We start from the raw sequence: 10,693 nt of genomic DNA, 5'->3' as shown, positions 1-10,693 counted from the left end.
ACTGAGCAGTATGCCGAGGTCTTTCACCTCTCGACTCGCATGGCTTAGTCAAACCCTGATAGCAATAGCCTCTGGCAGGATCAACCAGAATGTTAATTATAAAAGCACACTTCGATCTTGGCTTACGACGATATCATCCCTGATACCATCAGTACTCACGTACTACTTACTTTCGGAATCAGCGGTCACTCAATGAATGTCCGCATTACCACAGCCAACGTCAGAACCGACACCGGTCACAGCCGGGTCGCATCGGTTCTCCACTGAGAATATCTCGGGTTTATTCTATACGCAGAGCGAGTATTTAACCCCTGCGTTCTGCATCCGGAGACGCTGGTGCATCTCCTGCGCAGATTCTACATGTTAGCGGTGTGAGGATATATAGGTTTCCGCCCCGAAGGACAACGTTACCGGATCACACCCACCACCCTGACGAGCCCCGGCATATACAGCACCGGGACCCGGTGGCACAGACCCCCCTGAGAGGGTGCTGCGCCCGGTCGGAGGCGGGATGCCGAAATCCCGGATATGCTCCGGATTGCGGCTGGTTCGGGCGCTTTAACGCGGAGCAGTGCCCCGTCGCGGCGCCCTCCCGCCCCCTGCGACTCTACATAGAATGCTATTCGCACTGATAAAGGTTCGGTTACTCGAGAGGATCGGACAGAGCAGAACTGATCCCGGATCAAGGAAACCCCACCAAAAATCCGTAATGGAATCAGATTCTGAAGCTCAATGGCGATGACGCGCAGATAGTCAGATTTGATAAGGGTGAGAGAAGCCCTCTCGCCACATCCAGAATTCCCCGAACACTGGAGAGTCACCCCCACCGATCTTTCGATAGCCATCATCTGAATGCGGGATACATTAATCTCTCTTGCATCGCTGAAAAGAGTGGTATCCATGACTGAAGGTTCAACGCAGGGGCGGCGACCGGCCATAGCACTGTATGCCGTCACCGAATGGGATACTGAGGAGATCGTCCACCTCTACCGTGAGGCGGGATGGTGGGACGAAAACTACGACGCAGGCAATATACCTGCAATCATCCTGGGAAGCCACCGGTTCGTCGTCGCCGTTGATGAGAGAACCGGCTCTGCCGTAGGTATGGGAAGGACGATATCTGACGGAGTCTCGGATGCCTACATTCAGGATCTTGTTGTCCTCAGGCAGTACCGGAGATGCCGCATCGGAGTGGAGATAGTCAGGCATCTTATTGATCTCTGCGCGGAAGATGGCATCGGCTGGATCGGACTGATTGCAGAACCCGGCTCAGACCCCTTCTATGAGAGGATAGGGTTCCAACCGATGATACAATATATCCCGATGCTGTATAAATAAAAGGAAGAAATGCTCTCTTTAGATGATTTTTCACCGGTAACGCTGGAGAGCAGGGATGCAATCGAGCGATATCTGCGGTTATATCCCCAGACTCACAGTGATAATACCACCATCAATATGCTCTGCTGGAACCATTATGCCAATTACCACTATTCCATTCAGAATGACTCACTCCTCATCATGACAATAGTCAATGGGGAACGTACATTTCGACTCCCCATCGGCCCCCGGGATGATGGGCTCATCAACGATCTCTTCTCTCTTGCTTACCGGGAAGGAGGGGAGATCCCGGTACAGATGCTGGATGAGACAACCCGTCAGTGGACAGAGGGGCTCTACCCGGATCTCCCTATCCATGAGGATCGCGACTTTGCCGATTACGTCTACGTCGCCTCGGATCTTGCCGACCTGCCGGGGAAGAAGTATGTCACCATCCGGGGCCAGATAAACAGATTTGTGAAAAGCCGGAAGTACACAGTCGAGGCGATCACCAGGGATAAGATTGCCGAGGTACGGATCTTCCTTGATGAATGGTGCGAATGGAAACACTGCGATGAGATACCGATCCTTGCGTATGAGCGTGATGCAGTCATCTACTCCGTCGATCACTTTAGTGACCTTGAGTGTCGTGGAATCCTCATCCGGACGGGGGACGGAATCGGAGCTATTGCGATCTGGGGTGAGTTGAACCCTGAGACGATCGTCGTTCACTTTGAGAAGGCCCTCCCCGGATTTGACGGCATCTATAAAGTTATCAACATGAGGACGGCCAAGACGGTTCAGGGAACATACAGGTTCATCAACCGTGAATCGGACATGGGTGCTCCGGGACTCCGCGAGGCGAAGAGCAGATATCATCCGAATCATATGGCCCCGGTCTGGTACATCCGACGGGCAGATATGGAAGCGAGGGCTGAACTCTTCTCCGGGAACAGATAATAAGAGAATAACCAGCCAACACCCCACCCCCTCCTCTTTTCAACACAATTACGAACTATCATAAAGCCCGCAGGATACAATCTATATATGCAGTACCTCATCACCGGCGGGGCCGGATTTATCGGATCGAATCTTGCAGACCACCTTGCAGAAGAACATACAGTTACCATCATCGACAACTTCGCCACAGGCAGGCGTGAGAATATCCGGGATCTCATCAACCACCCGAATGTGACCTTCATCGAGGGGAACATCACCGATGCCGATCTGATGCATGAGATTACCAAAGGGATCGATGGGATCTTCCACCAGGCAGCCATACCATCCGTCCCCCGTTCAGTGAGAGATCCAATAACGACAAACGAGGCAAATGTCACCGGTACATTGCAGGTTCTTGTCGCCGCCAAAGAAAATAACGTCCGCAAAGTCGTCACTGCCTCATCCTCCTCGGTCTATGGCGACACCCCGACCCTCCCAAAAGAAGAAGGAATGGTACCAAATCCCCTCTCCCCGTATGCGGTAACGAAGCTCACCGATGAGTATTATGGAAAGGTCTTCTCAGAGCTCTATGGCATCCAGACCGTCTTCCTCAGGTACTTCAATGTCTTTGGACCCCGGCAGGATCCAAATTCGGAATATGCGGCCGTCATCCCCAAGTTCATCACCCGGCTTCTGCAGAACGAATCCCCGATCATCTACGGCGATGGCGGCCAGACCCGCGACTTCACCTACATCGCCGATGTTGTCCAGGCCAACCGGAAAGCAATGGAGAGCGATGCAATCGGCATTTATAATATCGCCTGCGGGAAGCGGATCAGCCTCAATGATCTCGCAGAAACCCTCATGGAGATAACAGGTGTACGCCGTCCGCTGATATACGAAGACGAGCGGGAGGGTGATATCCGCGACTCGCTCGCCGACATTACCAGGGCAGAGAAGGCGTTTGGCTTTGAACCGGCATATACACTCGAAGAGGGGCTGAAAGAGACGGTCGCCTGGTTCAGGGAGAGGATGTAGGGCAGAGGGGAGCGAAGAGACCCCCCCGCCGAGGTGGAAGATCCCGCCCTGGAGACCCATCCTGAAAATCAAAAGTCAGGGCCATCAGATAACCCTTCTTTTTGCGTACTCCGGCGACAGAAGAGAGTCACATGCACCTTACGGGGAAAAAGACCACTGAAGATAAGATCTAAATATACCCATTTCAGGAATATTTCAAAAATTAAGGATGAATGGGCCTGTCCGGATTCGAACCGGAGATCTTCGCCGTGTAAGGGCGACGTCATGACCAGCTAGACCACAAGCCCGCTCTGCCTATACCTATTATCCCTGCAGACAGTTAAAGACTGCCGATCTTCTTTCTCCAAAATGAAGGGGGAGAGTTCACCCAAACCCCTCCTCCATTCGTTTGTTTGCTCTTCAGATGAGGCCAAATGACTTCAGTGTCACTTCAGGGTTGACAGCGCCGACATGGTAGACTGCGCCCTCTGAGAGCTCGTTGATGACAACCTCAGCAGGGGAGAAGAGCGAGGTGTCAATCTGGTAGAAGTCATAGTTGGCTTCCTTGAAGATGTCATTGAAGGGCTTGCCATAGCCTTTCGAGGTGTTGCTTGGGATCTTTCCGAGATAGTCCTTAATCTCAGGAGCATTCATCGTCAGGAAGATTCTGCCATAATAGATGGTTGCATCGTTTGTGACACCCATCGCAAGCTTCGGGCCGCGGACCGGTGGAATCGGGGCGGTACCGATTGCTGCTGAGATCTTCTTTGTGTCAAAGCCAAGCTCGTTCAGCTTGTAGACAGCAGTCTCCACACAGCGGCCTGCCACCTGAATGGATCCGACGATCGAAGAGGTCGGTGCAACGACGGCGCAGACATTCTCGACCTCGACCTTGCATGCCTCGGCAATCTTCTCCATAACCTCGCCATTTGGCAGGGTGTCGGACTCAAGGCAGATGACGGCTGAGTCAAACTCATCCTCGTACTCGATGACCTCGTAGGTGTGCTTCGGCTTCAGCGAGAGTGCACGGGCAGGACCGCTCCCCATCGCAAAGAAGTTCCCGGCCTTCACGGTCCATCCTGCCTTCTGCGCTCCGAGGCAGGAGATGGCTGGGAAGTCCGTGTTGATATCGATAAACGGCTGGGGGAACTGGTTGATCTCACCCATACGGTAGGTGACTTCGCCAAGACCTCCCATGCAGATTCTGGTGAAGTACTCGCCCGCACCATAGCCGCCAGGCACACCAACACCACAGTCAACAATCCGTGAGCCGTTATCAAGCTCGTGGTAGGCGACATTGAGGAGATCGGAGATTTCTACAAGTTCTTCAAAGAGATTTAATCCAAGTTCATTTACACTGACCATACAATCCCTCTAACATCACTAATGAGTAGTGGAGAATAGATAAGAGTTGCCAAATTGATTCATCAAAGGAGATCGAGAACAATCCCCGGATCATACCGGAGAGAGATGACCCGGGTCCTTCCTCTTCCAATGCGATAATCGAGGTTGATCAGACGGAGCATATCCAGTTTCCTGATGATCTCATAGTAACGGGTGTAGCTGAGCTTCATATCCTTCTTCAGAGCGGCATGCACCTCACCAGCGGCGGTTCCGGCACCCTCACCACTCATCTCTGCTATAACCGCAAGGACGGCCTTCTCCTCATCCCGGAGGCTCCGTAGAATCGAGGTGAGGTGATAGCGCTGGGAGACCTCATATGCCTTACAGACATCATCCCGTGTCACCGTCCTCCGCGCATCCCGTTCAGCCAGAAAACCGGCTCTTTTCAGGAGATCGATCCCGGCACGGAGATCACCCCCCCGCATCGTTCTGTCAACAACGAGCTGAAATACATCCTCGGAGATGACATTGGGGTAAAAGCCCTGGGAAACCCGCATCCTGAGAATTTCCTCCACTTCAGCAGCAGTATATGGAGGGAAAGGCACCTCTGTCGTCCTGAGAACAGATGCAACCCTTGAATCAACTGCAGCTGCAATGTCAATATCCATATCCGAGAAGATGATGATCAACCCGACCCGGGCATTCTCATATGCCTCATGCGCACGAAGGAGGGGATAGAGGATATTATTGATCTCATTGTCATGAAGGAGATAATTGGCATCATCCAGGCAGATGATAAGGACGATATCCTCCTTCTGAATACGCCGGCAGACGGCTTCATACACCTGCTTAAAGCTCGTTCCCGAGGGTTGAGGGGGATGGCCGGCAAGCTGTTTATAGACTTTTGCAATGATTGCGTACCTGGTATTATCGATCTGGCAGTTGACATGGACCGGAACGAGCCTCTTCGTCGTCTCCTCAATCTCAGCAAAGAGCTTCTTCACCGTCGTCGTCTTTCCGGTACCGGGAGGGCCCCGGCAGAAGGAGTTCAGGGGACGGCCCCCCCGAAGACCCGGCTGAATCTGAAAGGCAAGGTCCGCAGTCTGATTCTCACGAAAGAAGAACTGATCCGGGACAAAATCCATCTCAAAGACCTCAGGGTCACGAAAGATCGTCTCATCCCACATCAGCAGCCTCTTTACCACAACAGAATCCCCCTCAGGACTGGTTCATGCACTTCTTACAGAGTGTCCGGTTCATGAAGAGGTGGCTTACGTCATGTTGCACCTTGTTCACCTCCACCCCGCAGGCCTCACAGGTATGAACTGAGCCACCAGTCTGTGGCTCTTTTACAGACCCATCAGAAGCAGTATGCCCATTATCGGGCCCCTCAATATCCGGAGCGGGAATTTCAGCCTCCGGAGGATACTCTTCACCGGCTGGAGCAGGGATTTCATTCTCAGGCTCAGTTTTTCCTTCCAGATGCGCATCCGCTTCCATCGGCATGGGATCAGGATAGTCATCTCCGGAGAGATCACGGGAAGGCATATCCTGGTAAAAATCCTGACTCCCGGTAACCGGACAGGAGGCTGATGGCACCGCAGACCCCTCATGAGGATGGAAAGACCCAAAGACACGGCGCCGGTAGTGATCAACTCGCTCTGCCGTTGCAGGATCATCCCTCCCTATCCGTGAGAGAAGAGAGTCCATGGATCTGATGAGATCATCTGCCTCCTCATCTGATCCGATCTCACCACGTAGATCAAGCCTGATATTCTCGTAGTTATCAAGATTAATCGTGATGCCTATCGTCATGTCTCTGCGGGAACCCATACTTCAATATCCCCTCATGAAAGAATATGGTTTGCGGAAGAACCATACTTTGGGAGAGCGCATAAAGAGGCAGGCAGATGATGAGAGTTACCCCCGCTGACACCAGATGATGACGCAGGGATCTGATGCCACCTTTCCAACCTTTCTGCAAACATCTCTGTTACGATATAAGGTCGTGAGAGAGTAGAGAACCAACAGCAACCGTTTCCATCCATCATTATCCTCCTCAGAAGCGCAGCCAGTCCGAATCCTCATCAAGGGTCTTGCGGGAGAAGAGAAGCGGGAGGAGATCCGGTCCGCGCATCAGCCCAAGGGAGCCTTTCTTCGCCTCTTTCTCCGAGTATCGCTCGGTTCTGTCCTTTCCTTTTCCAAGGATGGCAAAGGGCACAGGATCTGCGGTATGGGTCCTGAGCCGAATCGGGGTCGGATGATCGGGCAGAAGGGCAATAGTTCCATCAAACTCGTCAAGTGCGATCCCGATCGCATCATCAAGCCGTTCAATAGCCCGGACCTTCTCTTCAATACTGCCGAGATGTCCTGCTTCATCCGGGGCCTCGACATGAACATAGACGAAATCGAGGCGCTTGAGCGCATCCAGGGCATAGCGTATCTTCGCCCGATAATCTGTATCAAGGAATCCTGTCGCACCCGGAACCCTGATCACCTCCATCTCAGCAAGACGCGCGATACCGAAGAGGAGATCAACCGCGGAGATGATACCTCCTTTCAGGCCGAACTTCATATAAAATGGGAGAAACGAAGGGGTTTTCCCACCGCTCCATGGCCAGATGGATGTTGCAGGACGAAGACCACGTTCCATGCGCTTCAGATTCACAGGATGTTCTGTAAATACCTCCTTGGAAACCTCAATGCAGCGCCGTAAAAGCTCTGCATCTGGTCCTTTCGGGAGTGAAGAGGCCGCATCCCTGCCAACAATGTCGTGGGGGGGTACGGTCTTTGCTCCTTCAGCCCGATGAGCGATAAGCAGGTTCCGGTAACTCACCCCGGGATAGAGATCAATCTCAGGAAGCGAATCTCTGAGCGCTTCAAGGAGCGCACCACCCTCCTCACTTGAGATATGACCTGCTGAGAAGTCCTCCATCACCCCGTCACGGATCGTCACCAGATTACATCGGTATGCAATATCATCAGGTGCAAGTGGAATGCCCATCGAGGCAGCCTCAAGAGGACCCCGTCCGGTATAGTGCCTGACCGGATCATACCCGAGAACCGAGAGGTTGGCGATATCAGACCCGGGCTCATACCCATGCGGGACGGTGCGGAGAGCACCCATCCGGCCCTCACGCGCTATTGCATCCATGTTGGGAGTCTCTGCATACTCAAGTGGTGTCAGGCCACCAAGATCCTGGAGTGGTTCATCCGCCATACCATCCCCGAGGATGAGGAGATATTTTCTCCCCTTCCCGTACCGATCAACCGGAAGCATCGTAGATCTACATCTGTGTGTCGTATCATTAAAAGCCTCCATAGAACCAATCAGATACCACCTTGACATCGAATACGAGAGATATTGTTGGGATCTTCCTCCGCGGCCTCCTGATGGGGGGATCAGATATCATACCCGGAGTATCAGGGGGGACAATGGCCTTCATCACCGGTATCTATGGCAGACTCATCAATGCAATCGCAGCTGTCCGCCCACAGTCACTCCTGCATATTCTGCGCGGTGATATCGGCTCATTCAAAAAAGATGTTCTTGCAACCGATCCGCTCTTCCTGATCACCCTGCTTGCAGGGATCGGGACCGCGGCACTCCTGATGTCACGGATGATCCTCCATATCCTCACAGGGTACCCGGCGGAGGCGTTCGGCCTCTTCCTCGGGCTGATCGTCGCATCATCAGTACTGATTGCGGTGCAGGTCAAATCAAGAAATACCCTCGCGGTACTCTTCGTCGGAGGAGGATTCCTTATCGGATACCTGATCGGGGATCTCCCAACCGGCTCATTTGATCACTCACTTCTGATGATCTTCATCACAGGTATGGTCGCCCTCTGTGCGATGATCCTTCCCGGCATCTCCGGCGCTTATCTCACCCTCGTCCTTGGCCAGTATGAGTATCTCCTTCAGGCGATCCGCGATGTCTCACTCCCTGAGATCATCACATTCATCGCGGGAGGGGTTGTTGGAATCCTCCTCTTCTCACGAGTACTCCGCTACCTCCTTGATCGCTATACTGCCGCAGTGCTCGCCTTTCTAACAGGCCTCATGCTCGGCTCGACCCGAATTCTCATTGAGCGGATAGAAGAAGCCGGAGGTTTTTCACCGGGTGCAGCCGCCGCCTGTGTCGCCGGAGTACTTCTCATTGGTATGATCGAATATCTGAGAAAGGGGAAGAGAGAGCATATTCTCAAAAAGAGAGATTAGATCTCCAGGATCCCCGCCCGGACCGCCTCGCGGACACTCTCAGCAGATCCGATCGGGGGTCTCCACCCAAGGCTCTGGATTTTCTCAATCGAGAGGAGCATCTTTGGGACATCCCCGGTCCATCCCCGATCACCACCGGTGAATGAGAAGGCAACATCAGAAAGTCCCATCTCATCAACAACGATCTCTGCGATACTGACGACATCGATCCAGTCGGTCGATCCGATGTTATAGCAGTTGTAGCGATCCGGACCCTGTTCAGTTGCATACACCATCGCCTCCACACAGGCGCCGACGGTTAGATATGATTTGGTCTGCGTTCCATCACCAAGGATCTCAAGGCGCGTGGGATCCCGCCGGAGCTTCCTGATAAAGTCGAAGATCACCCCATGGTTACTCCTGGGACCGATGATATTTGCGAAGCGGAAGATCGATCCCCGCATCCCATAGGTATGGCAGTATGACGCTATCATCGCCTCTGATGCAAGTTTGCTCGCACCATAGACCGATATCGGGATCAGGGGCGCATAGTTCTCGGGTGTCGGGATGACTGAGGCCTCGCCATAGACCGTCGAGGTTGAGGTGAACGATATCTCAGGGATGCCATGCTCCCGCATCGCCTCAAGCACCTTCATCGTCGCCGTGACGTTATTTTCATAGACCGACCAGGGCGTCTCTGCGCTCCCCCGGACATCGGGATCGGCGGCGAGGTGGAAGATCCGATCGGCACCTGCGCATGCCCCCTGCCATCCATCAGAGAGGAGGTCGGCTTCTATCAGCTCCACTGCACCCTGTTTGAGATGGGCACGGAGATGATCCCGATTCCCATTGGAGAGAGAGTCGATGACACAGACGCGATCGCCCCGCCCAAGGAGGAGATCAACGAGATGAGATCCGATGAATCCGGCACCACCGGTTACGATACTGAACATTATAGACTAATAGGGGAGATAGACCATAGAAGTACCGTTATGTTCATCGGCATCGATCATGGAACGACAGCCATCCGCTTCGCCTCAGCAACCGGAGGTTTCAAGATGAGTCGGAGTGATGCGCGGGATTTTGTGATCGATGATCTCACCCGCCTCTGCCCGGTTGAAGAGATTGAAGGTATCGCTCTCTGTTACTCAATGGGTGATAACTTCACCGCAATCACCGATATACAGAAGTTGAAGAACCGGGGGGTTATTACCCGCGAAGGTGCGGGGGAGCATGTCGGCGGCGGCACCCGGGTCTATGATATGATCGCCGCCTCCGGCATCCCCGCTGTCGCCATCCCTGGTATTCATCGGGGATCCGATACCGATCCACGGTTCAAAGTCTATTCACATCAGACAAGCCCTGAGAAGATCGGCATAGCCTACGCAGTCTCAAAGGATCTCGGAGAAACCTTCGTTGTCTCGGATACAAGTTCCAATACCGTCACCCTCCTCATCAGGGAATCACGGATCATTGGGGGATTCGATGCCTGTATCTTTGCCCCCGGCACACGCCACGGCGCACTGGATGTGGATGCGATACGAAGAGTGGATGAAGGTATTGAGAGTGCAAATGAGGCATTCATGCATGCGGGAGTGACCGATAATCTCCCCGAAGATCTCCATCTCCCGACGATTGCCCTCTTCGCTGCGATGGAGTGTGCATCCCTCCTCCTCCTTGCCCCGGAGGCGAAGGTGGCACTCGCCGGATCGTGTGCGCCCGCCATAGCCGGAGAGGTGAGGCAGCTCCTCTGCCGTGATGTTGCAACCTATGATGAATGGTCCGCCTCGCGGGGCCTTTCGATGATCGCAGAGGATATCGCGGATGGTCGAAGAGAAATACTGGGAATTCCTGTGGATGTGTAAATTTATATGAT

General features: G+C 53.4%; 11 protein-coding genes, 1 tRNA gene and 1 rRNA gene. 5 read left to right on the top strand and 8 right to left on the bottom strand.

The features are described from left to right. Together J2T58_RS08120 and J2T58_RS08115 are read right to left on the bottom strand one after the other, a co-directional pair. Nucleotides 1-91: ribosomal RNA gene (locus tag J2T58_RS08120) — 16S ribosomal RNA — on the bottom strand; the annotation flags it as partial. Between the two features lie 316 nt (nucleotides 92-407). Continuing rightward, entirely contained in the window at nucleotides 408-629 is a 222-nt protein-coding gene (locus tag J2T58_RS08115; RefSeq protein ID WP_253488663.1) for a hypothetical protein, read from the bottom strand. Nucleotides 630-900: 271 nt separating this feature from the next. Here J2T58_RS08115 and J2T58_RS08110 point away from each other — a divergent pair, with 271 nt between their 5' ends. The 3 genes from J2T58_RS08110 to J2T58_RS08100 all read left to right on the top strand — a co-directional run bounded on the left by J2T58_RS08110 (nucleotide 901) and on the right by J2T58_RS08100 (nucleotide 3,294). Further along, a complete protein-coding gene (locus J2T58_RS08110) occupies nucleotides 901-1,338 on the top strand; it encodes a GNAT family N-acetyltransferase (protein ID WP_253488661.1) in 438 nt (145 codons plus the stop codon). A 9-nt stretch (nucleotides 1,339-1,347) separates the two neighbouring features. After that, on the top strand, nucleotides 1,348-2,277 hold the full coding sequence (locus tag J2T58_RS08105; RefSeq protein WP_253488659.1) for a DUF2156 domain-containing protein: 930 nt from the start codon (nucleotides 1,348-1,350) through the stop codon (nucleotides 2,275-2,277). Nucleotides 2,278-2,364: 87 nt separating this feature from the next. Next, on the top strand, nucleotides 2,365-3,294 hold the full coding sequence (locus tag J2T58_RS08100) for an SDR family oxidoreductase (RefSeq protein ID WP_253488657.1): 930 nt from the start codon (nucleotides 2,365-2,367) through the stop codon (nucleotides 3,292-3,294). A 213-nt stretch (nucleotides 3,295-3,507) separates the two neighbouring features. Here J2T58_RS08100 and J2T58_RS08095 read toward each other — a convergent pair. From J2T58_RS08095 to J2T58_RS08075, 5 genes are all read right to left on the bottom strand, one after another. Beyond that, nucleotides 3,508-3,581 (bottom strand) — tRNA-Val (locus J2T58_RS08095). A 112-nt stretch (nucleotides 3,582-3,693) separates the two neighbouring features. Next, complete coding sequence (gene mch, locus J2T58_RS08090; protein WP_253488655.1) at nucleotides 3,694-4,638, bottom strand: methenyltetrahydromethanopterin cyclohydrolase; 945 nt, start codon at nucleotides 4,636-4,638, stop codon at nucleotides 3,694-3,696. A 62-nt stretch (nucleotides 4,639-4,700) separates the two neighbouring features. Continuing rightward, a complete protein-coding gene (locus tag J2T58_RS08085) occupies nucleotides 4,701-5,822 on the bottom strand; it encodes an ORC1-type DNA replication protein (protein ID WP_253488653.1) in 1,122 nt (373 codons plus the stop codon). Between the two features lie 13 nt (nucleotides 5,823-5,835). Then, complete coding sequence (locus J2T58_RS08080) at nucleotides 5,836-6,450, bottom strand: hypothetical protein (protein WP_253488651.1); 615 nt, start codon at nucleotides 6,448-6,450, stop codon at nucleotides 5,836-5,838. A 226-nt stretch (nucleotides 6,451-6,676) separates the two neighbouring features. Next, nucleotides 6,677-7,897 carry a cofactor-independent phosphoglycerate mutase gene (locus J2T58_RS08075; RefSeq protein WP_253488649.1) on the bottom strand — a complete coding sequence of 407 codons (1,221 nt, stop codon included), beginning with the start codon at nucleotides 7,895-7,897 and terminating at the stop codon, nucleotides 6,677-6,679. A gap of 62 nt (nucleotides 7,898-7,959) precedes the next feature. Between J2T58_RS08075 and J2T58_RS08070 the strand changes: the two genes are divergently transcribed. Next, nucleotides 7,960-8,838: a DUF368 domain-containing protein gene (locus J2T58_RS08070; RefSeq protein WP_253488647.1), complete on the top strand. Its 879-nt coding sequence runs from the start codon at nucleotides 7,960-7,962 to the stop codon at nucleotides 8,836-8,838. On the opposite strand, the gene J2T58_RS08065 is transcribed toward J2T58_RS08070, so the two are convergent. Then, nucleotides 8,835-9,770, bottom strand: a complete 936-nt coding sequence (locus tag J2T58_RS08065; protein ID WP_253488645.1) for an NAD-dependent epimerase/dehydratase family protein — start codon at nucleotides 9,768-9,770, stop codon at nucleotides 8,835-8,837. The two genes, J2T58_RS08070 and J2T58_RS08065, sit on opposite strands and share 4 nt — an antisense overlap. 39 nt (nucleotides 9,771-9,809) lie before the next feature. Here J2T58_RS08065 and J2T58_RS08060 point away from each other — a divergent pair, with 39 nt between their 5' ends. After that, nucleotides 9,810-10,682, top strand: a complete 873-nt coding sequence (locus J2T58_RS08060) for a methanogenesis marker 12 protein (RefSeq protein ID WP_253488643.1) — start codon at nucleotides 9,810-9,812, stop codon at nucleotides 10,680-10,682. The last annotated feature ends 11 nt before the right edge of the window (nucleotides 10,683-10,693 follow it).

This window comes from Methanocalculus alkaliphilus (assembly GCF_024170505.1).
GTDB classification, from domain to species: Archaea; Halobacteriota; Methanomicrobia; order Methanomicrobiales; family Methanocorpusculaceae; genus Methanocalculus; species Methanocalculus alkaliphilus.
This window is presented reverse-complemented; position numbering and strand designations above follow the sequence as displayed.

Bases quoted from the DNA above. Each gene is read 5' to 3' on its own strand.
- J2T58_RS08110 (WP_253488661.1), top strand. From the start codon at position 901: ATGACTGAAGGTTCAACGCAGGGGCGGCGACCGGCCATAGCACTGTAT.
- J2T58_RS08105 (WP_253488659.1), top strand. From the start codon at position 1,348: ATGCTCTCTTTAGATGATTTTTCACCGGTAACGCTGGAGAGCAGGGAT.
- J2T58_RS08100 (WP_253488657.1), top strand. From the start codon at position 2,365: ATGCAGTACCTCATCACCGGCGGGGCCGGATTTATCGGATCGAATCTT.
- mch (WP_253488655.1), bottom strand. From the start codon at position 4,638: ATGGTCAGTGTAAATGAACTTGGATTAAATCTCTTTGAAGAACTTGTA.
- J2T58_RS08080 (WP_253488651.1), bottom strand. From the start codon at position 6,450: ATGGGTTCCCGCAGAGACATGACGATAGGCATCACGATTAATCTTGAT.
- J2T58_RS08075 (WP_253488649.1), bottom strand. From the start codon at position 7,897: ATGCTTCCGGTTGATCGGTACGGGAAGGGGAGAAAATATCTCCTCATC.
- J2T58_RS08065 (WP_253488645.1), bottom strand. From the start codon at position 9,770: ATGTTCAGTATCGTAACCGGTGGTGCCGGATTCATCGGATCTCATCTC.
- J2T58_RS08060 (WP_253488643.1), top strand. From the start codon at position 9,810: ATGTTCATCGGCATCGATCATGGAACGACAGCCATCCGCTTCGCCTCA.